This is a genomic window from Enterococcus sp. DIV2379 (assembly GCF_050542965.1).
GTDB lineage: Bacteria > Bacillota > Bacilli > Lactobacillales > Enterococcaceae > Enterococcus_D > Enterococcus_D entomosocium.
Genome location: NZ_CP172938.1, coordinates 2,470,874 through 2,494,252, shown reverse-complemented (window position 1 = coordinate 2,494,252; position 23,379 = coordinate 2,470,874). Strand labels below are relative to the sequence as shown.

Here is a 23,379-nt window from a genome sequence, read left to right as displayed (position 1 = left end):
TTTGAAAAAATGGGCATCATCAATTTTATCATTGATAATATTTTAACGCAGGCATCGATCACGATCGCTTTGATCGCGATGTTAGGGCTGTTGCTTCAGAAAAAGTCAGCAGGTCAAGTCATTTCAGGAAGTTTGAAGACGCTATTGGGCTTCCAGGTTTTAAGCGCTGGTTCTAGCATCATCGTCGGTAGTTTGACCTATTTCGGCGAGATTTTCACAGAAGGATTCGACATGCAAGGCATAATCCCTTCCATCGAAGCCATCAACGGGCAAGCGATGAATGAGTTGGGCTTGGGTCGGGACATAGCGCTGACATTTTTAGCCATCTTTGTTTTTAATATTTTATTGGCACGCTTTACAAAATGGAAATATATTTTCTTGACGGGTCAAGCCATTTTATGGATGGCGACCATGACGACGGTCTTTGGCTATTTCGCTGGTTTACGGGGCGTTGTCTTGATTCTTGTCGGTGGGTTGATTGGGGCGATCTTTGCCGTAGCGATGCCAGCGATGGCTCAGCCCATCATCCGCAAAGTCACTGGGGCAGACGACATTGCTCTCGGACATTTCTGTACGATCGGTTACCTCTTTGAAGCAGGCGTTGCCTATCTGTTTGGAGAAAGAGGCGAGAAGAAAAAATCGATCGAAGACATCAAACTGCCACGTTCTTTTGAATTTTTACAAGATACCTATCTTTCTGTCATGGTCGTGATGGTTCCACTGTATATCGTGACGGTCTTGTTTGCTGGAGAAACCTTTGCTTCTACGCTCTCTGGTGATCAAAATTACATCATGTATGCCTTCTTACAAGCCATTCAATTCGTGGTTGGGGTCTATGTTTTGTTAGCAGGCGTTCGGTTGCTCTTAGGCGAGATCGTCCCTGCGTTTCGTGGGATCGCCATGAAATTGGTGCCTGATGCAAAACCAGCACTCGATTGCCCAGTGTTCTTCCCATATAGCCCAAATGCAGTTATTTTAGGCTTCATTACTACAACGATTGGGACAGTCATCGCCATGTTCGTTTTACCAGTCTTTGGCTTGGCGATGATCTTGCCGGGGATGCTGACGAACTTCTTTGCCGGCGGTACCGCTGGGATCTTCGGCAATGCGGTCGGTGGACGTCGAGGGGCGATCATCGGAGGGATCTTCCACGGTTTCTTCATTACGTTACTGCCAGCACTACTTGTGACGATCTTCAATCAAATGGGCTTTGTTAACGCTACGGCAACTGATGTGGATACCGTCACGGCAGCCCTGCTATATGCTTGGATCATCAGTCCATTGTTGAAAAACTTTTAATCGCTAGGAGGAAGACGCATGTTCTCTTTTTTCAAAAAAGAAAAAAAGCCCACAGAAACACCAGCGGTTACTTTGACCGCTGAAGAAAGCCAAGAGGAAGAAGCGCTTATTAAAACTTTAGAAAGTCAGTTGCAAGCAGAAACCGACATCGACGAACAGGCAAAATTGTATGAAGCGTTAGGCTTAGCCCAGGCAAAACTTTCTCGCACAGAAGAAGCGATCGACGCATTGGAAAAAAGTTTGCAGGCGAAGAAATCGATCGGGGACGGCTACAAAAAACTGATGTCCCTTTACAATGCTCAGCGTGCCGCCGCCGCACGAAATGGCGATGATGCAAAGATCGACTATTACATGGATAAAATGGAAGAAATGCGGCAAATCGCCAAACAACTTACGATCAGCGGCAATTAAACTAGACGAGGTGGAATCAAGGATGTATACAACATTAAAAGAAGTAACGAAAACAGCAGAAGCATTGAATTTTACAGTGGGGGCTTTTAATACCCATAATTTAGAAATGCTGCCAAGCATGCTGCGGGCAGCCAAAGAGATGGGGGCACCTATCATCATTCAAACAAGTATCGATACGGCGAAATACATCGGCTATGATGTCTTGGTCAATGTCGTCAAAACGATTGCCGATCACGAGCTGGTGGACGCTGTCTTGCATTTGGACCATGCCAGAGATTTCGATGAGATCAAAGCGGCGATTGATAGCGGCTATAGCTCGGTGATGTATGATGGTTCGCATTTGCCCTTCAAAGAGAATATTTTGAAAACGCGCGCAGTCGTAGAATACGCCCATGCCCATGGGGTGTCCGTCGAAGGAGAACTAGGAACGATCGGCGGCACAGAAGAAGGCATTCATGTGGAAGAAGACGATAAAGTCTTCACATGCCCAGAAGATGCAGTAGAATTTGTCGCTGCTACTGGCGTCGATGCGCTAGCCATCGCTATCGGAACCAATCACGGCCAATTCCGCTCCAAAACCGAAGTGAATGTTGCGTTATTGAAGAAGATCCATGCAGTCGTCGACGTGCCGCTAGTCATTCATGGAGGAACTGGCGTCAAAGAAGAAGATTATCCTGAATTGATCAATAACGGCATTCGCAAGTTTAATGTAGGTACTGAATTGTTGGTCAATTGGACGAAGATTGCGAAAGAAAATTTTGGGGCAACGGAAGTCAACAAATCATTGCGCCACAACGTGATCCCATCCAATGAAGCCATCAAAGAAATCGTCAAGCACAAGATCGGCCTTTTCATGAATACGAAAGCGCCGACTGCGATCGGCAAATAGATGGTACGCAAAAAGATGCTTGTTTTATTGGCAGGCAGCCCTGGGACTGGAAAAAGTTATTTACTGAATCTGCTGAAGGCACGTTTTCCCGATCTTTTCGCTCTTACGCCAGATGAAATCAAAGAGTGCTATGCCGAATCCCTTGGCTTTGATTCATTGGCAGAAAAAGCCCAGATCGAAAAGCAGTATGTTTGGCCTTTTTACTATCAGTCATTGGGCTTGTATATGTCTCTAGGAAAACGCTTGGTGGTCTCGGAATACCCCTTTAGTGAAAAGCAGAAGCCCTTGCTGACTTTTCTCGCTCAAAGTTATGGCTACGACTGCTTGACCATACGTTTGACTGCCTCGTTTGAAACCTTATGGGAAAGACGTTTCATACGTGATCGAGCGGATGACCGTCATTTGAGTTTTATCATGGAACGATACCATTACGGGGATGTGCTGGAAGATAGACAAGCTGCAACCAACCATATAACCAAAGAAGCGTTTCGGCAAATCATCACCGATCGCCGTTACGATGACTTTCAGTTAGGGGAGCTTATCGAAGTCAATGTGGAAGATTACAAGCAAGTGGATTATCGTCCGTTGATCGAGAGAATCGCAATTGAGCTAAGTAAATAAGCAAAGCAGTGGGTGTTATACCTGTTCTAGGTACATGCCAACTGCTTTTTTTTATGAGCTATTTCTCATGACTCAGCTTTTGGGGAAGTTTAGCTGTCACAGCAAGACGGATTGTTTCTTATGTCTCAGAAGACTTTCTTTTGCAAAACCGCCGATTTCCTCTAGAATAAGAAGCATAACAGAGAAATGGAAAAGGCGGGGAATGGATGAAAGATTATTTTGCGCAATACAAACGCCTGTTATCGATCGCTGAAGCAGGTTTGTACTATGGCAAAGATGTGTACGATAAGGAACGATACCAAGAAATCAAAGAGTTGGCATTGCATTTGATGAGTACCGTCGTGGATCAAGACGCAGCTGCGTTGACCCTTTTAACAGAAAAAAATGAGGGGTATCCTACACCTAAAGTCGACGTACGAGCATTGATCCAAAAAGACGAAAAAATCTTGCTAGTGGAAGACAGCCTGACGAAAGAATGGTCACTGCCGGGTGGCTATGCAGAGATTGGCTTGACGCCTCGGGAAAACATCAAAAAAGAAGTGCTGGAAGAAACCGGTTTGCTAGTAGAGGTGAAGGAGCTGCGAGCAATTTTTGATACGAATCTAAGACAAGACATTCCGCAAGTGTTTCAATACTATAAGTTGGTCTTTGAATGTGAGGTTCTGGCAGGGGACTTTATCAAAAACAGTGAAACCTCCAACAGCGATTACTTTGCGTTGAACGAGTTGCCAAAGCTTTCCATCAAGCGCACCACCAAGGAACAGCTGGAGCAATTGGTGAATGAGAAGTCGTTACACGTTGATTAGAAACAACTAAGGGTAAGATGTTGGAAAAAGCGTTTTATTGGTTTTTTTAACCGGATAATATTTACTTGCAGATAAAGTTGGTTTATGATTGATTTCGTCGTTTTCATTATAAAAAAATCAAGCAATGGCGACACCTTTGCTTGATTGCTGGAGGAGTAAAAATGAAGAATCAAATCAATTCCTTTTTTGGGCTGGATGTCTTACAAACAACGGTTAAACGAGAAATCTTAGCTGGTTTTACCACCTTTATCTCAATGGCCTATATTCTATTCGTCAATCCAACGGTCCTTGGGGCATCTGGGATGGACGAAGGTGCCGTCTTTACAGCAACGGCGCTAGCCAGTGCATTGGGCTGTATCTTGATGGGGGTTTTAGCAAAATACCCGATCGCTACGGCACCCGCATTAGGGATCAACGCCTTCTTTTCTTATTCAGTTTGTATTGGAATGGGGGTTCCATGGCAAACAGCATTAGCGGGTGTGTTTGTGGCATCACTGATTTTCATCGTGATCACGATCTTCAAATTAAGGGAGCTGATCATTGATGCGATCCCTGCTGATTTAAAATACGCCATCTCTGGCGGGATCGGTCTGTTCATCGCCTTTTTGGGACTGAGCGAAGGCGGGATCATCGTTTCCGACGATTCGACCCTTGTGGCACTAGGCTCATTGAGTGTCGGTACGACGTGGCTGACGATTTTTGGTCTAGTGATCACTGCCGTCTTGATGGTTCGCAGAGTTCCTGGTGGAATTTTTATCGGGATGGCCGCAACAACTGTTTTAGGTCTTTTGACTGGCTTGATCCAAGCACCATCCAGTATCGTTTCTGCTGCACCAAGTATTTCTTCCACATTCTTAGTGGCGCTAAACCATGTAGGAGACATCAACTCCCTGCAAATGTGGGTCGTAGTACTGACTTTCTTACTCGTCACTTTCTTTGATACCGCAGGCACCTTGGTGGGGCTTGCCAACCAAGCAGGCTTCATGAAAGACAACAAAATGCCGCGGGTCGGCAAAGCACTTGCTTCTGACTCCACCGCCATGCTCGCCGGTTCTTTATTAGGGACCTCACCAGTAGGGGCGTATGTGGAATCTTCCGCTGGGATCGCCGTGGGCGGTCGTTCTGGCTTGACTGCTGTGACGACTGGAATTTTCTTCTTGTTCGGCTTGTTCTTTTCACCATTGCTATCCGTTGTCACTTCTCAAGTGACGGCACCAGCACTGATCGTCGTAGGTGTATTGATGGCGCAATCGCTGCGAGAGATCAAATGGCACGAAATGGAAATCGCAATCCCAGCCTTCTTGATTCTATTAGGCATGCCGTTGACCTACAGCATCTCCGATGGGATCGCGTTGGGCTTCATCTTTTACCCAATCACCATGTTAGCAGCCAAACGCGGCAAAGAAGTCTCACCGATCATGTACGGCTTGTTCTTTGTCTTTCTTGGGTTTATGTGGATTTTGAATGTGTGAGGGACAATTTAAGAGTAGGAATTGTATTCCTATATGAAATGAAAAAACAGTCAAGCTTGAGGCTTGGCTGTTTTTTTATTTGGAATAACTGGAAAATAGATGTGAACATTGATTTTTAAAATGTCTATATGATAGTACGTATGATTGAGGATTTTCTATTCAATCAGAAATAGTCAGAGTTGTGTTCTAACTACTATTGAGAAGAACGCTACCTCTCAATAAAAAAGTGATTTGATTTTCAACTTATAATTTTTCACCATATTTAGCTTTAAGGTGAAATATAAAATATCCTGAGAGATGTTGTTTCAGTTTTCCATTCTTATTTTTTACAATTTCTTCAACTGATCTATTTCATTATAATATCTTGTTAAAATTGTGGTAGCTGTTTAATATACTGTTTGGCTTCACTTTAATTATTTTTAAATTATCATTAAATAGAAATAGTTTATAGGAAATGGATATTTTTAGCTTATTTTTTCAAATATCATAGATCAAATAAGGTATGATTAAATGAATATACAATGTTAAGATAGGTATAGTGATTTTGATTTGAATTGGAGGTGTGTAGATGAAAAACTTACAACTGAAGTTTATTGCTGACCCGACAACTGTTCGTTGGTTTCGGATACTAAACCTTTTTGAACGCACTCAAATAGCGACCAAAGGCCAATTAGCTAAACTAAATGAAGTTTCTGAACGGACGATTTTAACTGATATAAACAAGTTAAAAGAATATTTTTCTGATAGTGCTAAAATTGTTTCAACCAATAATGGCTATCTTTTCGAAAAAAAGAATTCCCTACGATTTATTGAACAAAAAGAAAAGCTATTGCAAAATGAAATTCTGTTTGAATTGTTAGGGAATATTTTCTATGGTGAACTAGAGGATGTAGCGGAATTGATTGACCGTTTTCACCTTTCTGAAACGTCTTTTCGACGCTATTTGAGACGAATTGAGCCGGTTCTTAAAGAATACGGCTTAAAACTATCACTTACTCCAATTGATTTAAAAGGTGATGAAGCAAACATCCGAAAATTTTTCAAAGACTTTTATTATGAAGGAGAAATGACCCCTCACACGTTGGTTCCTCCTAAAGAGATTCATGGATTAATCTATCAGACTTTTTTATCGAAGTTAACTGAAGCATCAGTTGGAACAGGTACTTCGCCGATTGAATTTTATTACAGTCTATATATTGCTATTGAGCGAGTACGACAAGGAAAAACAATCAAAGTACCATCAAAGCTTTATAAAAATGTAATGAATAGCAAGGACTCCAATAATCTACTTTTGATCCAGCAAAGAATTCAAAAGAACTATCAAGTTGAATTAGGAGTAAACGAGCTTTGTTGGTTATATTTAGCTACTATTGCCAAGCGTCCTTTTGATCGAGTCGATCAAGATAAACTATTTTGTGAACTGTTACAATTAAATGATTCTTTAACTGATCTAACGGAAAATTATCTAAAAAACTACTTTCCAGAATTACACACAACCGAACTATTTTGGGTTTTCGACGCTTTTTTCCTTTCGAGATATATCAATCACTTGATTTCTCCGGTCCAAAATAAAATAATGTCTGAGATTATAGAAAAAACCAAGTTTGAATGTAAAGAATCATACATGAAAAATCGCCATTTTCTGCGCTCCTTTCTATTTAAATTAGATCTAACAGAAGACTTTTTGGAAGATATGGCGACTAGCTTAACATTGCTATCAGAAAGACTGCGGGAACAATGGTTATACAAAAGGAAGAAAATTGTTTTTTTATTAGAGGGCGATCTATATGTTTGTCAAATGATAAAATCTCGAGTTTTTCAATATTTTGGTGATCGGCATCAAATCTTTTTCATTACGATTCCTGCTTTGACGGAAGATTTTTTGAATCAAGAAGATATTGATCTAGTTGTCACGAATTATAGTGAATATCTATCAGAGTATAATCTAAGTACCAACTGGTTACTATTAAAAACAGTACCTGATAAACAGGACTGGGAACTATTATTCAGAACAGTCGAACCTCAAATGTTCGAACTTATAAAATAATTAAATAATAAACATATTTTTAGTCTATTCGAAAGCAGGGAAAGCCTTTTGAATAGGCTTTTTTATGCTGTATTTCCCCCCAGGGTGAAAAATACGATTTTTGTATTCAAAAGCAACCTTATATACTCTTCTTTAGAACTTAGTTTCCTTTTATGACTATGCGGATTCGAAGGTGACTGCCTGAATAATAAATGATCATGATTTGAGAAATTGAAGCGAAAAGAATAGGAGTGTTAGGAAAGTGATACGCAAGTTAGGGTATATTATGTTGGTCATTACAATGGCATTAGGACATCCCATCACTGTATTAGCAAATACAGTTGTAGATGTTTCCCAAAATGACAGGGTTAAAAATAATCAGGAAATGACGGATCTTTCTATTGGTGAAGCTTTTACAGCTGAAGAAACGGAGGGAATTACGGAGCAGTTTGAAGAGAGTCGATTGACAGATGCGGAACAATCGACGCTATCTACTGAAGACAGTTTAGATACTACTGAATCTGTGGACCCTAGCGAAACAGAAAGCAATATAGAGGCAGAAACATCTGAAAGCTCTTCTAAGGATGAATCCAGTGAAGCTAGTTTAGATAGTAAGGCGGAAGTCAATCAAGAGGAATCAGAAGAAGTGGCTGAAGGTCTATGGGGAACCGTTCCTTGGACATGGGATGAGGAAACGAAAACAATTGCGTTAGAAGAAGGGGCAGCCGGCACGTCAGCCACAGCACCTTGGAAAACCTACACGAATGTTGTTCAAATTTCTGTTAATGGCAAGGTTATTTTTCCAGAAGACGTTTCATGGTTGTTTGGATCACCGCAAGCGCAAGCAGCAGAACGTCTAACTGATTTGCTGACGATTGAGCATGCAGGAAATATTGATGTGTCAAATGTGACAAACATGGATCGCATGTTTCATGGCGTTACTACACTAAAAAAAATTGATGTATCAAATTGGAATGTATCGAATGTGACGGACATGAATGGAATGTTTGGACAAACCAGATCTTTAGCAAGCTTAGATGTGTCAAATTGGGATGTATCAAATGTACAAAATATGGGAGGAATGTTTAATTCAGCAGAGTCTTTAACGAGTTTGGATGTTGCAAGTTGGGACGTATCAAGCGTGACGAATATGCGTAGCATGTTTGGTCTAGCCAGATCCCTATCCGACTTAGACCTTTCAAACTGGGATGTTTCCAGTGTAACTGATATGGGCTTGATGTTTAATGCGGTTAACTCTCTCACAAGCTTGGATCTTTCACGTTGGGATGTTTCGAGTGTAACAAACATGTCGGATATGTTTGGAATAGCGACTTCATTAACCACGATTGATGTGTCAAACTGGGACGTGTCAAATGTCTCATCGATGTTGAGGATGTTTAGTTCGGCTAGAGCGTTAACGAGTCTTGATCTTTCGAGCTGGGATGTAACGAATGTTGCAAATACAAATAATATGTTTGAATCAACTCAATCTCTACGTGAGCTGACCTTAGGTGAGAAATCAGTCTTTGCTTCAAACGTTAGATTGCCAAGGATCAATGCAGGTCTACCTTACTCTGGAAGATGGATAGAGCGTATCAATGATGAAGGGGAGAATGGTTTAACTCCAGTAACTTATGCTTCATCTGATGAATTTATGAATCAGTATGATGGTACTAACCCAGGAACGTACGTTTGGGAAAGGTTAATCTCAGCACCAGTGACTATACGTTATGAAGATACCGAAGGGAATGAGTTATCTGAACCAGACATGCTAGATGGGGAGGTAGGAGAACGATACATAAGTGAGCCAAAAGAGATTCCCGGTTGGTCTGTTGTAGAAACACCAGCCAATGCATCAGGTAGATTTACTGAAGAAGAACAGGAAGTCATTTATGTCTATGAGCGATCAGACTCATTAGTCAGAGGAACATGGGGAACCGTTCCTTGGACATGGGATGAGGAAACTCGAACAGTTGTGCTAGAAGAAGGAACAGCTGGCACGCCAGCCACATCCCCTTGGCGAATAACTTATAGAAATGTTACTCGAATTGTTGTAAATGGTACGGTCATTTTTCCAGCCAATTCAGCCTATATGTTTTCTGGTCATACCCTTGATACACGATTAACAAGTCTGGAGACTATCGAGAATGCAGAGAAAATCGATGTCTCGAATGTAACAAACTTTGGTTACATGTTTCATAGCGCTAGCGCATTACGTTCAGTGAACGTTTCAAATTGGGATACCTCTAATGGAACAATCATGAACTATATGTTTAATGGAAACAGCAGCTTAACTGAATTGGACGTTTCAAATTGGGATACCTCCAATGTCACTGGTATGTTCTTTATGTTTCAAAATGTGAATCAGTTAACCGAGCTGGATGTCTCCAATTGGGAAACAGGCAATGTTACGAATATAAATAATATGTTTAATGGTGTTAGAAGAGTGACCAAGTTGGATGTCTCAAACTGGGATACCTCTAAAGTCGAAGGAATGCAGGGGGTCTTTCAAAATACTGCTAGTTTAACAGAAATCGATGTCTCGAATTGGGATACCTCTAAAGTAAAACGAACAGACTATATGTTCTATAATAATTTGACCGGTGATTGGGTCAGTAAATTGACTACGATTGATGTTTCAAATTGGGATACTTCAAATATAGAAAACATGATGAGTATGTTTGGGGGAGCAAGAAACTTACTTCATTTAGATGTGTCAAATTGGGATACCTCAAGCGTTACCAGTATGTTTAACTTATTTGAAGTAACACCGAAAATAGAAGAATTGGATTTATCAAATTGGGACACCACAAATGTTGGTTCTTCTAGTTCTGCATTTGCTGTTGCTAGTGGGATGTTTAGAGGAATGAATGGACTCAAAAGATTACATTTAGGAGATAAGACGACCTTTTTACATCTAGCAGAAAATCTCCGTCCTACTTTGCCAGAGAATGTGATGCCTGCTGAACTGTATACAGGTAATTGGATCTTTGAAAAAGACCTTGAGGGGAATCTTTCCACCGAACATTTAACCCTGACACCAACTAACTTTTTTCATGAATATGACGGAAGCAAGACTGGTACTTATGTGTGGGAAAAAAAGGAAGCACAACCAGTTACAGTTCGATATGAGGATGTCGATGGGAATCCACTGTCGACTGAGACAATTTTAAACGGTACGATAGGACTTCCTTATGAAACTGAAGCAAAGGAAATACCAGGGTGGTTCTTGACAGAAACACCGAGTAACGCTTTTGGAATATTTACCGCAGAACCTCAAGAAGTGATCTACGTTTATGCTCGATCGGATGCAGCACCTGTAACAGTCAAATATGAAGATGCCGAAGGAAATCAATTATCGGAACCGACGATCTTAAGCGGGAAAGTTGGTCTGCCATATGAAAGCGAACCAAAAGAAATACAAGGCTGGTATGTGCCTGAGACACCCAGCAATGCTCATGGGATTTTCGGAAAAGAAGCGCAAGAAGTGGTCTATGTCTATGACCGATCGGATGCAGCACCTGTAACAGTCAAATATGAAGATGCCGAAGGAAATCAATTGTCAGAACCTACGATTCTAAGCGGGAAAGTTGGTCTGCCATATGAAAGCGAACCAAAAGAAATACCTGGTTGGTATGTGCCAGAAACGCCAAGTAATGCTCATGGAATTTTTGGCAAAGCCCCACAGGAAGTGATCTATGTTTATGATCGATCGGATGCGGCACCAGTGACGGTCAAGTATGAAGATACTGAAGGAAATCAACTATCTGAATCAACGATCTTAAGCGGGAAAGTTGGTCTACCATACGAAAGCGAACCAAAAGAAATTCCAGGCTGGTATGTGCCTGAGACACCAAGCAATGCTCATGGAATTTTTGGCGAAGAAGCGCAGGAAGTAATTTATGTCTATGATCGATCGGATGCGGCACCAGTGACGGTCAAGTATGAAGATACCGAAGGAAATCAACTGTCGACACCGACGATCTTAAGCGGGAAAGTTGGTCTGCCCTACGAGAGTGAACCAAAAGAAATTCCAGGCTGGTATGTGCCAGAAACTCCGAGTAATGCTCGTGGGATTTTCGGAAAAGAAGCGCAAGAAGTGGTCTATGTCTATGACCGATCGGATGCAGCACCTGTTACCGTCAAATATGAAGATGGCGAAGGGAATCAATTGTCAGAACCAACGATCTTAAGCGGGAAAGTTGGGTTGCCATATGAAAGTGAACCGAAAGAAATTCCTGGTTGGTATGTGCCAGAGGCACCAAGCAATGCCCATGGGATTTTTGGCGAAGACCCACAGGAAGTGATCTACGTTTATGATCGCTCTGATGCAGCACCTGTAACAGTTAAGTATGAAGACACAGAAGGGAAGCAGCTCTCGGAGCCAACGATATTAAGTGGGAAAGTTGGTCTGCCCTACGAGAGCAAGCCAAAAGAATTTCCAGGTTGGTATGTGCCTGAGACACCAAGCAATGCTCATGGAATTTTTGGCGAAGAAGCGCAGGAAGTAATTTATGTCTATGATCGATCGGATGCGGCACCAGTGACGGTCAAGTATGAGGATACTGAAGGAAATCAACTATCTGAATCAACGATTTTAAGCGGAAAAGTTGGTCTGTCCTACAAAAGCGAGCCCAAAGAAATTCCAGGTTGGTATGTGCCAGAAACTCCGAGTAATGCTCATGGGATTTTTGGCGAAGACCCACAGGAAGTGATCTACGTTTATGATCGATCGGATGCGGAACCAGTGACGGTCAAGTATGAAGATACCGAAGGAGATCAACTGTCAGAACCAACGATCTTAAGCGGGAAAGTTGGTCTGCCCTATGAAAGCGAACCAAAAGAAATTCCAGGTTGGTATGTGCCAGAGGCACCAAGCAATGCCCATGGGATTTTTGGCGAAGCCCCACAGGAAGTGATCTACGTTTATGATCGATCGGATGCGGAACCAGTGACGGTCAAGTATGAGGATACTGAAGGAAATCAACTATCTGAATCAACGATTTTAAGTGGAAAAGTTGGTCTGCCCTACGAGAGCGAACCTAAAGAAATTCCAGGCTGGTATGTGCCTGAGACACCAAGCAATGCTCATGGGATTTTTGGTGAAGCCCCACAGGAAGTGATCTACGTTTATGATCGCTCTGATGCGGCACCAGTGACGGTCAAGTATGAAGATACCGAAGGAAATCAACTGTCGGAACCGACAATCTTAAGCGGGAAAGTTGGTCTGCCCTACGAAAGCGAACCAAAAGAAATTCCAGGTTGGTATGTGCCAGAGGCACCAAGCAATGCCCATGGGATTTTTGGTGAAGCCCCACAGGAAGTGATCTACGTTTATGATCGCTCTGATGCGGCACCAGTGATAGTTAAGTATGAGGATACCGAAGGAAATCAACTATCGAAGCCAACGATTCTAACTGGGAAAGTCGACATGCCATATGAAAGCAAGCCAAAAGAAATTTCTGGTTGGACCGTGATGGAAATACCAACCAACGCCTCTGGAACGTTTACGAATGACCTCCAAAAAGTGATTTATGTCTATCAAAAAGAAGGAAACAATGGTGGACAAACTTCGCCTGAAAAAGAGAATCCAGAAAATGACAAAAGAGATCCTGCAGATCCAAAACTTCCCAATACTGGGGAAATGATGGCGGGGCAACGAATCATGCTCATTGTTGGATCACTACTATTATTAATTACCTTAATCATTATCTTTGACAAAAAGAAAAATAAAGACAGGTAAGACTTACATTAGTCAATATTAAAAAAAGCAGCAAAGCCCATGAAGGTTTTGCTGTTTTCTCAAATCTAAAACTAGTTACAAAATAGAGTATTCAATAAATGAAAAGGGATGCGTAGTCCTTTTATGGTATGTGAGAATAATCAGTAAGAGCGGAGAGGAGTATAAGAAAATGTTGTTTGCGACGAAAAAAGAGTATGTCAATTATTTTCAAAAAGAGATAGATCGTTTGCCAAGAGAGAAAGACACGCTGGAAGACTATTTAGAAAAACAAGTAGAACGATTAAATCAACTAATTGAAGCAATTTCGAAAGAAACCTTTTGGGAGGTCATTCCACAAATTCTTGGGATTGATGCAAAATTGGGCCTTTTAGTTGATTTATCTAAGTATGAGGAGTTTTCAGACAACGACATCATAAGAATTATTGAGAGCGACTATAAAAATTATTTTAAAGAATTGTGTGGGTATGATCTTAGTATGGAAACGAAAAACTCAATCGTTTTTAATGTCTGCTGAAGACACTCTTTTTTATTGATCTTAGTACTTGTAAAAAAGAAGATATCTGAATCAATACTTTGTCTGCAATTATTTTTATCAGCACTTAGCATTAGGAGATGAAAAAAATACTTGATCTTTCCCTCCTATTTGTTTTTTACGCAAAACCTGCGCTTTTCTTTCAGTTATTGTTATAATAAAAGAAAATGCAAAGGTGGGAAATCATGACAACGATCAAGGACATTGCTGAAAAGGCGGGAGTAGCGAAAAGTACGGTTTCCCGCTATCTGAACAATGGTTATATCAGTGAAGAAAAGCGCAAAAAAATTGATCAGATCATTGCTGAAACTGGCTATCGCCCCAATACATTTGCTCGTTCGCTGAAAGCCCAAGACACGAAATTGCTGGGCGTGATCATTCCTAGACTGAATTCACCATCGACAAATGATGTGTTGAAAGGGATCGATACGACGGCAAGGGAAAACGGCTATCAAATGCTGATCACCAACTCTGATCAAAGCGATGAACGGGAATTAGAAAATATCGAAATGCTGGTCAAACAAAAAGTAGCAGGGATGATCCTGTTTGCGCGCAAAATCACGCCGCAGCTGCAAGCGGTGCTGGCAGAGGTTCCTATGCCTGTTTTATTGTTAGGTCAACAGTTAGCTGGCATTCATTCCATCGTCCATGAAGATTATCAAGCGGGCAAAACCATGGCAGAATATGCAGTCAGCGCTGGCCACCGACGTTATTTATTTGTTGGTGTCAGCGAAAATGATTATGCGGTAGGTGTCTTGCGAAAAAAAGGATTTCTTGATGTCTTGGCACAAACGCCCAACGTCAAAGTCGACTTTATCGAAACGTCTTTTTCAAGAAGAGAAACATACCAAAAAGCTCTTGTGTTCTTGAAAGATCAACCGGCAACGTACATCGCCTGTGCTACCGATAATATTGCTGTTGCTGTATTGAAAGCCGCCCATGAACTAGGGTATCAAGTGCCGCAAGACTTTTCCTTGAACGGATTTGGCGGCTATGATTCGACGGATTATGTCTATCCGACCATCACAACGACCCAATATCCCTATGTCCAATTAGGCATCGATGCCGTCTTAACGATCCAAAAACTGACGCAAGGGGAAGAGGTTCCTGAGGTGATCGAATTACCGAATCGATTAGTGATCAAACAGTCGACTGCCAAGCTTGACAAGCAGGGGAAATAAAGCAAACATTTTTAGAGAAAACAGGACGTCCAGTTGCGGCGTTCTGTTTTTTTATTTTCTTTGCTTGCAATTGCAAACGGTTTCTGTTAATCTACAAATGTAGAACCGGTTCCACAAATGAACCGACGATCAAAGGAGTGGGAAAAATGAAGGAACAAAAAACGATCGACCAAGTGTTAGAAGCTGTTGGCGGCAAAGAAAATGTCAAAAACTTTGAACACTGTGCCACACGTTTGCGCTTGATTTTGAAAGACGATCAGTTAGTAGATAAAGACAAAGCGGAAGCAGTTGAGGGCAGCAAGGGCTATTTTTTCAACACGGGACAACATCAGTTCATTTTTGGAACAGGAAAAGTCAATGAAGTGTATCAAGCCTTCGCCGCTGAAATGGGCAATGACGCCTCCGCTGAAAAAGCTGGCTTCAAAGATGATGTTTATTCGAATCTGTCACCCGTCCAAAAAGTTGTCCGCACGTTGTCAGATGTCTTGGTGCCATTGATTCCAGCTTTGGTAACGACGGGGCTTTTGATGGGGATTCGGGGATTATTGACTGAGTTGGGGGTCACCTATAGTGCTGACTGGTTAGCCATGTTTGAAATGTTAACGGATACAGCGTTTGCCTTTTTACCTGTTTTGATCGCCTATAGTGCGACGAAAAAATTCGGCGGTAATCCGATCATCGGAATCGTGGTAGGATTAATGATGGTGGCACCGCAATTGCCGAACGCTTGGGCAGTTGCCAGCGGGGATGCAGAGCCATTGCACTTATTCGGTTTATCGATCTCTGGGTATCAAGGGTCGATTTTTCCAGCAATTATTGTCGGGATCTTAGTTTCTAAGCTAGAGAAATGGTTCCGTAAATTTGTTCCACAAATGATGGATTTGATCGTGACACCATTCTTAACGATCGTCATTACTTTAGGTTTGATTTTGTTTGCGTTAGGACCAATCTTGCAAGTAGCTGAAAGAGCAGTCATCAACAGTATCGTCTACTTGGTGCAAGCGCCATTGGGCATCGGTTATATCATTTACGGAGGGGTTCAGCAAGTGATCGTGATCACTGGATTGCACCATTCGTTAAGTATTATTGAGTTAGGGTTATTGAATACGACAGGCGAAAACGTCCTACAAGTCTTAGGTACAGCAAGTATGGCGGGACAATTCGGGGCTGCGATCGCTGCGGCATTTATTTATAAAAACAAAGTCAAACGCTCAAATGCCATCAGTGCGGCGGTTCCAACCTTATTTGGGATCACTGAACCTTTACTATTTGGGGTCAACTTACGCTCGATGCGGATTTTTGGCGCAGGCATGCTGGGGGGCGCAGTCGGCGGGTTTGCGACGTATGTCTTCCAATTAGCTGCCACTGGGATGGGCATCACTTTTATACCAGGACTGTTGTTGTATACTGGAGATTTCGGTGCCATGCTGAAATACGTTGTCGTGATTTTGATTGCCTTTGCAGTCGGTTTTGCTGGTGTCCAATTGCAGCGCAAACCGCTAGCCAAAGAGTTGAATCAATAAATAATCCCTTGCTGTTCATCGGCAAGAGAAAAGAGGTACCGCATTGTTAACGAAGGAATACTGGGCACAGCTTGCCCAAACACAAAACGAATTAGCAGAAAAAATCAGTGCTGATGCGTGGCGCTTGAACTATCATTTGATGCCAGAAACAGGATGGATGAACGACCCGAATGGTCTTTGCCAATTCAAAGGCGTGGTTCATTTTTACCATCAATATGTACCGCAAACGCCCCATGGCGGGGAACCACCTCACTGGGGACACAAAACGTCGACGGATTATGTCACGTTTCAAGAAGAAGCGCTGTTTCTTTCTCCCGAACACGACTATGACAAAGACGGGGTCTACTCGGGCTCTGCCTTTATCGAGAATGACGCGATCCATTTCTTCTATACTGGGAATGTCAAACATCCTGGTGATCATGACTATACCTTTAGTGGACGAGAACAAAACACGGTCCATGTAATCAGCAAAGACGGCTATACCGTCGAAAAGCAAGAAGTCGTGATTCCTCATGAGGACTACCCTGAAGGATTTACCGATCATATTCGTGACCCAAAGGTTTTTGCCCATGAAGACACCTACTATATGCTGCTAGGCGCGCGTACGTTGGAAAACGAAGGCAAAATTTTGATTTATGAATCGACGGATTTAAATGAATGGACCTATCGAGGAATCTTTTTCGGTGAGGACTATGCTCTAGGCTACATGTGGGAATGCCCAGACTACTTCCATTTAGATGGCAAAGATGTGTTGGTCTTCTCACCGCAAGGTTTGGCAGCCAAAGAACATGCCTACCAAAATATTCACCAATCAGGGTATCTGATCGGTGAGGTGGATTGGGAAACCCTGACGTTTAAAGAAACTTCTGCGTTTCGTGAACTTGATTATGGGTTTGACTTCTATGCCCCGCAAACCTTTGAAGATGAGCAGAAACGTCGGATCTTGTGGGGCTGGATGGGGCTAGGGGATACCAGTCCTGAATACAGCAATCCTACGATCCCTCGCGGCTGGCAGCATGCCGCAACGCTGCCAAGACAGCTTTCGGTCAAAAATGACCAGTTGTATCAAGAACCTTTGCCAGAATTCCAAAAATTGCGAGACAAGCAAGTCAGCCAAAAAATTGTGCTTTCAGATAAACCGCAGCACTTGTCTTTCGATGAATTGGCATATGAGTTGCAAGTTACGGCGGAAGCCCCATTGCAGCAGTTCCAGCTTGGACTTTTGCAAGATACGACTTTGGCTTATGAAGCTGGTGTCTTCACGATCCATCATGGCGTTTCTGGCTACGGCCGTAAACAGCGCAGTGTCAAGGTCGATGAACTGACGCAGCTGCAGATTTTTGTCGATACGTCTTCGATTGAGATCTTCCTAAATGGCGGGCAATATTGTTTGACCTCTCGCGTGTATCCAAAACGGACCGAGGCGATCGCTCTCAGCGGAACCGGCACGGTTACTGTCAATGCTTGGGCATTGGCGAAAAAATAAAGCAACGATCCGAAAACGACAGCAAACAGTTGGTTTTTCTTGTTGCACCCCCAAGAGTCAGCTTTTTCTCTGGCTTTTAGGGGGGGCATCATACCAACTATTTCGCTGTCGTTATTTGCTTGTTACTGCTTTTGTTGGTTTTGGATAAAGGTCTGCAGCGCAGGCACATCGATCCGATAGCCGTCTTCAGTTTTTGTGACTAGTTTTTGCGTTTTGAATTCTTTTAAGGTATACGTCAAATGGCGATAGCTCACGCCTAAGTATTCGGCGGTCTCCGTCAATTTTTCTTGAAAAAGATCATCGATCGAAGCTTCCAACAGTAGATGAGCAAGGCGCCAAGCTAAGGGATAGGTTTGATTGACGGAAAAATGATCCATACGCAGCAGCAATTTTTCACCGATAGTTTTGCCTAGTGTTTGTACGAAAGCCAGGTCTTGCATGAGCCCGTGAGCTGCTGCTTGCATCGGAATGCCCAGACATGTTGTTTCACCGATCGCAACCACGGTTTTCGGTACTGTTTCGGCGCCAATCAACGTGAGATCGCCAATGCAATCACCAGAATGGAGAAACTGCAGCAAGGCACGTTTGCCGTTTTCTTGCGTTTGAATGATCTTGGCTTTGCCAGTCAATAGGACGAAAAAGACCGACATCGGCACCGTTTCTTTTTGGATCGCTTCTCGATGATCAAAGGTCCAGAGGGCACTTTGTTGTAAAATCTCCTCAGGAATCGGTAAGGGGCAGCTTTCTTTGATTGGTACCTGCTTTATTGCCAAGGCATAAGCGGTTTTTTTCACTTTTTCCCTCCAAACTAGGAGAAATCTCCTATTTGTTTTTAGTCAGTATAGCACATACTTAGAAAAGCAAAAAAGAAAGTGTGGGAGAAAAAATGAATAAAAAGCAATGGATAGGATCAGGGATTTTTTATGGGCTGAGTGCATTCGGGATCAGCTTGACCATTAAAGCAAGCGTTGGGGTCAGTAGTTTTAATGCCTTGAATGTCACGCTGGCAACGATGTCAGGAATCAAAGTCGGCACCATCACAACAGCCATCAACTTGGGCTTTTTAGCTGCCTGTTGGCTATTGGATCGGCGGCAGACGTCCCTCAAACAAAAAGGCAGTGAGTACTTGATTATGTTTTTCGCTTTGCTGGCATTCGGCTATTTGATCAATGGCTTTGTTTACTACTTCTTGGCATCGCTGCACTTGACGAATTATTGGAGCCAACTAGCTGCTTTGATCGGTGGGATCTTGATTTCTGGAACGGCGACGGGACAAGTCCTACGGTTGCAGGTCTTGAAATTTCCAATCGAGCACTGCTGTCATTTGCTGGCGCAACGCAGTCGTTGGACATTTAAGCAGTACCGTTATGGCGTTGATGCAGTCTGTATTTCGGGGGCACTCTTGCTAGCGATCAGTTTGGGCTTACCGCTAGCGGTGAGGGAAGGGACGGTCATTAGTTTCTTTTTGCTGTCAGGTGCCATCGCTTGGTCGAAGGAACGTGATTTGACTTTGGGAATACCAACTCGGCAAAAGCGTCAAGGGTAAATCCTTCAACGCCTTTTGATCTTACGCATCAAATTGCAAAGTGATCCCGGATTTGGTCAATTGTTCCCATTCACGGATCGTTGGCAAGCGACCTTGGCAAAATAGCTGATCGTCGACATACACGAGTGGCAAACAGCTGCGGCCATTGCTTGCTAATTGCTGCTTGACGGCTTGATTCGTATGAAAAGGGGCAGAATCTTCTGTAAAGAAGTATTCGTCGATCGTTAAAGGTTCGTTATGGAATGTTTGATGAGCCTGGGTCCTTTCTTCATTTATTTTTAACTGGTGAGTCAAGTGTGCTTCCCAAGTATCTTCTTTCTGGTCGGCATAAACCGCGATCGTTGGCATTGCATCAAATCCTTTCATGGCAGCTGAATTGTCAAAAGTATACCTGAATTTCTTGCCACGAGCAAAAAAGAGTATCAAAAAGAAGTGAAACAACAAAAAAGACGCAAATGCGTCTTTTTTGTTGTTTCTTATTCGTCAGCGGGTAAAAAATCGAAATTGGTCAACTCGTTGTAAGAATACGCTTGGTCGATTTGACCCTTGTCTTTCGTCCAAGCAATGATTGCGTCGAATTGCTCTTGCGGCACTGCCTGGGCATACGGATAGTCTTCCTGGCTGTCTAAGTAAGTACTCATAGCATCGGGAAATTGATAGTCTGCCAAGATGTCGGCATAGTCTTTTGCTGAATGAGCATTCATGTAATCGATGGCTTCGTTGTAAGCACTGTAGAATGCTTTTAGGTCTTGCGGTCGATTTTGGATGACTTCGTCCATAAATTGTAGCGTCCCGCCTTTGATGCCAGCATCTTTAGAGCTGCCTAAAACAATCGCCCCTTGGGCAGCCAACATGCTGGCTTGCGGTTCCGTATAAACAGCGCCATCGACTTGGTCATTGAGCAATGCTTCGGAACGGGCAGAAAAAGAAGCGATATCCACGATGTCATAAGTAAAATCATTTTCTTGTGCAAATTGATCCATGATGTATTCTAAAATGAAATTCGGTACAAGGGTGATTTTTTTATCCGCTAACCCTTTCATCTCAGTAATCCCTGAATTCGGTGAAGCGAGAATCTTGAAGTTTTCCAAAATATCAGAAGTGATCGTCATATCGATGCCGTTTTGCTTGAAGGTCGCTTCTGTCATGACATCGCTGATCGTACCATCCAGCTCGCCTGCCTGCACTGCCACATTGCGGTCATTTGGGGAAGTGAAGGATTTGAGTTCCACAGTCAATCCTTGCTTTTCGAAAAAGCCTTCTTCTTTTGCTAGAATGATCGGAATCGCTGATTCTGCTGGTAACACCCCGATCGTCAATGTTTGATCCGTGACCGCAGCTTCTGTACTGCTAGTGCTGGAATTGCTGGTACTTGCTGTTTCGCCAGTGTTGCCGCAGGCGGCAGCGCCGACAGCGAATAGTGCTAGGATACTTGCTAAAATCGTTTTTTTCATTGGTTCATTTCCTCGTTTCTAAATCGTTGTTCAAAAGCAGCCATTGGTAGTGAGAACGGGATGACAGCCCGATGGAGTTCCATTGGCTTGGTTTTTGTCGTATTGATGCCAGGTTTGGTTGTAAATGCCAGAACAAAGCCTTCCTTTTCTAGTGTTGCGATCGTCTGCTGATCATAAAAGCCAAAGGGATAGGCAAAAACATCCTTGATGGCCACGTGCTGATTGCAGCTTCGTAAGTCTTGCGCAAAGGCTGCCGGTGTTTCCCACATTGACCGCCCTTGCTGGTTCTTGCGTTCGTGAAAATGAGCGGTATGATTGGCATATTCGAAGACATCGCTCATTTCGGCTAATTCGGCACTGCTCAATGTCCGCGAAACTTCTGGTTCGTAAGGCTGAGGGGCATCAAAAAGCCAGCCGGTCACGACAAAGGCAGTGGCCTTGAAACCAGCTTCCTTCAACAGTGGGTAGGCATATTCTTTCATTGATTGATAACAGTCGTCAAAGGTCAGCAACACGGATTTTTCTGGTAGCGGCTGCTGCCGGAAATAAAAATCTTTGACTTCTGCAAGGGTCAACGTATGGTAATTTTCTGCTTTCAAAAAGTCGATTTGTTGTTTAAAATGAGAAGTGCTATTGAATAAGGGCAGAGGCAAGGCATCTTGATAGCCGTCTGCGACTTTGATCGGGCGCACCTGATCATAAAGTTCTGCTTCGGGACGTATTTCATGAAATACGAGGGTCTGAAACATCATAAACCATCCTTTCTTGTCAATCACGCAAAAAATAGTATAGCATAAAATGTGAAAACCAACACAAATAATTTTAAGAAAGAAGTTTATTCTCTGATGAGTATTCGATTCGATTCCGTTTCCTTTACGTATGGGGAAACCGTCATTTTTAAGGATCTTTCGTTTTGTTTTGAACAAGGAACGACCTATGTGCTGCTGGGAGAATCGGGGATTGGCAAAAGCACGCTTTTATCCTTGATCAAAGGGTTGCAGCGACCGCAATCAGGCACGATCACTTACCAAGGCTGTTCCCCTGACAACATCGAGGTCGTTTTCCAAGAACTGCATTTGTTTCCTTGGCAAACAGTTTACCAAGTACTGGAAATGCCGCTGCTTATCAATCAAACACCCAGTGAGAGCCGTAAAAAACGGGTCACAAGCTGTTTGGCGGAGTTGGGATTGACGCAGGTGCAGGACCGCTATCCACATCAGCTTAGCGGCGGTCAAAAACAGCGGGCTGCCATGGGGCGGGGACTGATCACACAGCCCGATGTTTTATTATTGGATGAGCCGACTGCTTCACTGGACCAAGAAACCAAAGCAAACGCACAAGCCATGATCGCTGCTCAACAGCAGCGCAGACAAAACAGCTTAATCGTGGTGACCCACGATCCAGAAGAGGCAGTGTTTTTGGGGCAGACGATTTTGTTGCTAAAAGATCAGGACGTTACGCCGATCAGTAATCCATTTTACGGCAGCCAGCTGGAACGAGACTCGTTGGCTTTTTATGAAGTCGTCTTGCAGTTGAAAGAACAAATGAGGGAGGCGAGGCAATGAAACCCATCAAATCTTTTGCTTGGGGCTTCTGTTCGTTTGTCGTGGTTTGGTGGGGCGTAAGCTGGGTGACCAACAATCGCTCACTGCCTAATCCTTTAGAAACGGCCGAACGTTTTTGGGCACTGCGAGAAGTCTTACTGATCCACACAGGTGCCAGTTTGCTGCGGGTATTTGCGGCGTTGAGTGGGGCGTTGCTAGTCGGGGTGCCGTTAGGAATCTTGATTGGGCGATCCCAAAGAGTGGATCGGCTGCTTGGTCCACTGCTTTACTTTTTATATCCGATTCCTAAAGTTGCGTTTTTACCTGTCTTTATGATTTTCTTTGGCTTAGGCAATCTCTCAAAAATTCTCTTGATTTTTGCGGTGATCGTCATTCAAGTGATCGTCTCGATTCGTGATGCAGTCACGAAGATCCCACCAGCGTATTTTCAGGTCATGAAAAATTATACCAACCAATGGCACCATGTCTTGCGCTTCGTTATTTTGCCCGCGCTCATGCCAGCACTTTTTGCCAGTGTGCGGGTCAGTATCGGGATCGCGTTGGCTTCCCTCTTTTTTGCCGAAAACTATAACACGACGTATGGTGTCGGCTATCTGATCTTAAGTGCGTGGTCAAAAATGGACTACCCACAAATGCTTTCGGGTATCCTCCTGATTGCTTTGATGGGCTATCTGCTTTTTGCCAGTATCGATTGGTTGGAAAAAGTGGTGTGCCGTTACCGACAATCTTAGAAAAGAATGATCGATTGATAAATGTTTGCGGCAGTTCGTGTATTTTTGAACAAAATGATTTATACTAAGGATATCTTATTGAGAATCATTCTCA

Annotated in this window: 19 protein-coding genes; 15 read left to right on the top strand and 4 right to left on the bottom strand. The window is 43.1% G+C overall.

Annotated features, from left to right (window positions below; translation table 11 throughout):
* The first annotated feature begins 9 nt into the window (after positions 1-9).
* The 12 genes from IGI92_RS11440 to IGI92_RS11385 all read left to right on the top strand — a co-directional run bounded on the left by IGI92_RS11440 (position 10) and on the right by IGI92_RS11385 (position 17,989).
* Positions 10-1,299 (top strand): PTS sugar transporter subunit IIC, encoded by a 1,290-nt coding sequence (locus IGI92_RS11440; RefSeq protein WP_430607096.1) that lies wholly within the window; start codon positions 10-12, stop codon positions 1,297-1,299.
* Between the two features lie 18 nt (positions 1,300-1,317).
* A complete protein-coding gene (locus tag IGI92_RS11435; protein WP_430607095.1) occupies positions 1,318-1,710 on the top strand; it encodes a tetratricopeptide repeat protein in 393 nt (130 codons plus the stop codon).
* 22 nt (positions 1,711-1,732) lie between these two features.
* Positions 1,733-2,599, top strand: a complete 867-nt coding sequence (locus IGI92_RS11430) for a class II fructose-bisphosphate aldolase (RefSeq protein WP_430607092.1) — start codon at positions 1,733-1,735, stop codon at positions 2,597-2,599.
* Positions 2,600-3,220 (top strand): zeta toxin family protein, encoded by a 621-nt coding sequence (locus tag IGI92_RS11425; RefSeq protein ID WP_194188416.1) that lies wholly within the window; start codon positions 2,600-2,602, stop codon positions 3,218-3,220.
* Positions 3,221-3,426: 206 nt separating this feature from the next.
* A complete protein-coding gene (locus tag IGI92_RS11420) occupies positions 3,427-4,026 on the top strand; it encodes an NUDIX hydrolase N-terminal domain-containing protein (protein WP_008379067.1) in 600 nt (199 codons plus the stop codon).
* Between the two features lie 161 nt (positions 4,027-4,187).
* On the top strand, positions 4,188-5,498 hold the full coding sequence (locus IGI92_RS11415) for an NCS2 family permease (RefSeq protein ID WP_016621395.1): 1,311 nt from the start codon (positions 4,188-4,190) through the stop codon (positions 5,496-5,498).
* 568 nt (positions 5,499-6,066) lie between these two features.
* On the top strand, positions 6,067-7,545 hold the full coding sequence (locus IGI92_RS11410; protein ID WP_061054420.1) for a helix-turn-helix domain-containing protein: 1,479 nt from the start codon (positions 6,067-6,069) through the stop codon (positions 7,543-7,545).
* A 241-nt stretch (positions 7,546-7,786) separates the two neighbouring features.
* The gene (locus IGI92_RS11405; protein WP_430607088.1) at positions 7,787-13,267 is read left to right on the top strand and encodes a MucBP domain-containing protein; all 5,481 of its coding nucleotides are present in this window, start codon (positions 7,787-7,789) and stop codon (positions 13,265-13,267) included.
* A 169-nt stretch (positions 13,268-13,436) separates the two neighbouring features.
* Complete coding sequence (locus tag IGI92_RS11400) at positions 13,437-13,781, top strand: DUF7006 family protein (RefSeq protein ID WP_061054418.1); 345 nt, start codon at positions 13,437-13,439, stop codon at positions 13,779-13,781.
* A 203-nt stretch (positions 13,782-13,984) separates the two neighbouring features.
* The gene (locus IGI92_RS11395; protein ID WP_430607086.1) at positions 13,985-14,980 is read left to right on the top strand and encodes a LacI family DNA-binding transcriptional regulator; all 996 of its coding nucleotides are present in this window, start codon (positions 13,985-13,987) and stop codon (positions 14,978-14,980) included.
* A gap of 146 nt (positions 14,981-15,126) precedes the next feature.
* Positions 15,127-16,503, top strand: a complete 1,377-nt coding sequence (locus IGI92_RS11390) for a PTS transporter subunit EIIC (protein ID WP_086297404.1) — start codon at positions 15,127-15,129, stop codon at positions 16,501-16,503.
* 43 nt (positions 16,504-16,546) lie between these two features.
* Complete coding sequence (locus IGI92_RS11385) at positions 16,547-17,989, top strand: glycoside hydrolase family 32 protein (protein ID WP_430607084.1); 1,443 nt, start codon at positions 16,547-16,549, stop codon at positions 17,987-17,989.
* Between the two features lie 122 nt (positions 17,990-18,111).
* Here IGI92_RS11385 and IGI92_RS11380 read toward each other — a convergent pair whose 3' ends face one another.
* Positions 18,112-18,783 carry a cyclic nucleotide-binding domain-containing protein gene (locus IGI92_RS11380; protein ID WP_430607082.1) on the bottom strand — a complete coding sequence of 224 codons (672 nt, stop codon included), beginning with the start codon at positions 18,781-18,783 and terminating at the stop codon, positions 18,112-18,114.
* Positions 18,784-18,875: 92 nt separating this feature from the next.
* Between IGI92_RS11380 and IGI92_RS11375 the strand changes: the two genes are divergently transcribed.
* A complete protein-coding gene (locus IGI92_RS11375) occupies positions 18,876-19,535 on the top strand; it encodes a YczE/YyaS/YitT family protein (protein ID WP_034872334.1) in 660 nt (219 codons plus the stop codon).
* Positions 19,536-19,556: 21 nt separating this feature from the next.
* Here IGI92_RS11375 and IGI92_RS11370 read toward each other — a convergent pair whose 3' ends face one another.
* The 3 genes from IGI92_RS11370 to IGI92_RS11360 are packed head-to-tail and all read right to left on the bottom strand — an operon-like array spanning position 19,557 to position 21,738.
* A complete protein-coding gene (locus IGI92_RS11370; RefSeq protein WP_061054515.1) occupies positions 19,557-19,961 on the bottom strand; it encodes an arsenic metallochaperone ArsD family protein in 405 nt (134 codons plus the stop codon).
* Positions 19,962-20,011: 50 nt separating this feature from the next.
* Entirely contained in the window at positions 20,012-20,989 is a 978-nt protein-coding gene (locus IGI92_RS11365; protein WP_115232075.1) for an ABC transporter substrate-binding protein, read from the bottom strand.
* Positions 20,986-21,738 carry a polysaccharide deacetylase family protein gene (locus IGI92_RS11360; protein ID WP_218193384.1) on the bottom strand — a complete coding sequence of 251 codons (753 nt, stop codon included), beginning with the start codon at positions 21,736-21,738 and terminating at the stop codon, positions 20,986-20,988. Before IGI92_RS11360 ends, IGI92_RS11365 begins: the two co-directional genes overlap by 4 nt.
* Positions 21,739-21,834: 96 nt before the next feature.
* Between IGI92_RS11360 and IGI92_RS11355 the strand changes: the two genes are divergently transcribed.
* Together IGI92_RS11355 and IGI92_RS11350 are read left to right on the top strand one after the other, a co-directional pair.
* Positions 21,835-22,554 (top strand): ABC transporter ATP-binding protein, encoded by a 720-nt coding sequence (locus IGI92_RS11355; protein WP_034872330.1) that lies wholly within the window; start codon positions 21,835-21,837, stop codon positions 22,552-22,554.
* Positions 22,551-23,285 (top strand): ABC transporter permease, encoded by a 735-nt coding sequence (locus IGI92_RS11350; RefSeq protein WP_008379042.1) that lies wholly within the window; start codon positions 22,551-22,553, stop codon positions 23,283-23,285. The genes IGI92_RS11355 and IGI92_RS11350 overlap by 4 nt, the downstream gene beginning before the upstream one ends.
* Positions 23,286-23,379: the final 94 nt, after the last annotated feature.

Excerpts from the sequence above, each read along its gene's own strand:
- IGI92_RS11440 (WP_430607096.1), top strand. The coding sequence starts at position 10 with ATGGGCATCATCAATTTTATCATTGATAATATTTTAACGCAGGCATCG.
- IGI92_RS11435 (WP_430607095.1), top strand. The coding sequence starts at position 1,318 with ATGTTCTCTTTTTTCAAAAAAGAAAAAAAGCCCACAGAAACACCAGCG.
- IGI92_RS11430 (WP_430607092.1), top strand. The coding sequence starts at position 1,733 with ATGTATACAACATTAAAAGAAGTAACGAAAACAGCAGAAGCATTGAAT.
- IGI92_RS11425 (WP_194188416.1), top strand. The coding sequence starts at position 2,600 with ATGGTACGCAAAAAGATGCTTGTTTTATTGGCAGGCAGCCCTGGGACT.
- IGI92_RS11420 (WP_008379067.1), top strand. The coding sequence starts at position 3,427 with ATGAAAGATTATTTTGCGCAATACAAACGCCTGTTATCGATCGCTGAA.
- IGI92_RS11415 (WP_016621395.1), top strand. The coding sequence starts at position 4,188 with ATGAAGAATCAAATCAATTCCTTTTTTGGGCTGGATGTCTTACAAACA.
- IGI92_RS11410 (WP_061054420.1), top strand. The coding sequence starts at position 6,067 with ATGAAAAACTTACAACTGAAGTTTATTGCTGACCCGACAACTGTTCGT.
- IGI92_RS11400 (WP_061054418.1), top strand. The coding sequence starts at position 13,437 with ATGTTGTTTGCGACGAAAAAAGAGTATGTCAATTATTTTCAAAAAGAG.
- IGI92_RS11395 (WP_430607086.1), top strand. The coding sequence starts at position 13,985 with ATGACAACGATCAAGGACATTGCTGAAAAGGCGGGAGTAGCGAAAAGT.
- IGI92_RS11390 (WP_086297404.1), top strand. The coding sequence starts at position 15,127 with ATGAAGGAACAAAAAACGATCGACCAAGTGTTAGAAGCTGTTGGCGGC.
- IGI92_RS11375 (WP_034872334.1), top strand. The coding sequence starts at position 18,876 with ATGAATAAAAAGCAATGGATAGGATCAGGGATTTTTTATGGGCTGAGT.
- IGI92_RS11365 (WP_115232075.1), bottom strand. The coding sequence starts at position 20,989 with ATGAAAAAAACGATTTTAGCAAGTATCCTAGCACTATTCGCTGTCGGC.
- IGI92_RS11360 (WP_218193384.1), bottom strand. The coding sequence starts at position 21,738 with ATGTTTCAGACCCTCGTATTTCATGAAATACGTCCCGAAGCAGAACTT.
- IGI92_RS11355 (WP_034872330.1), top strand. The coding sequence starts at position 21,835 with ATGAGTATTCGATTCGATTCCGTTTCCTTTACGTATGGGGAAACCGTC.
- IGI92_RS11350 (WP_008379042.1), top strand. The coding sequence starts at position 22,551 with ATGAAACCCATCAAATCTTTTGCTTGGGGCTTCTGTTCGTTTGTCGTG.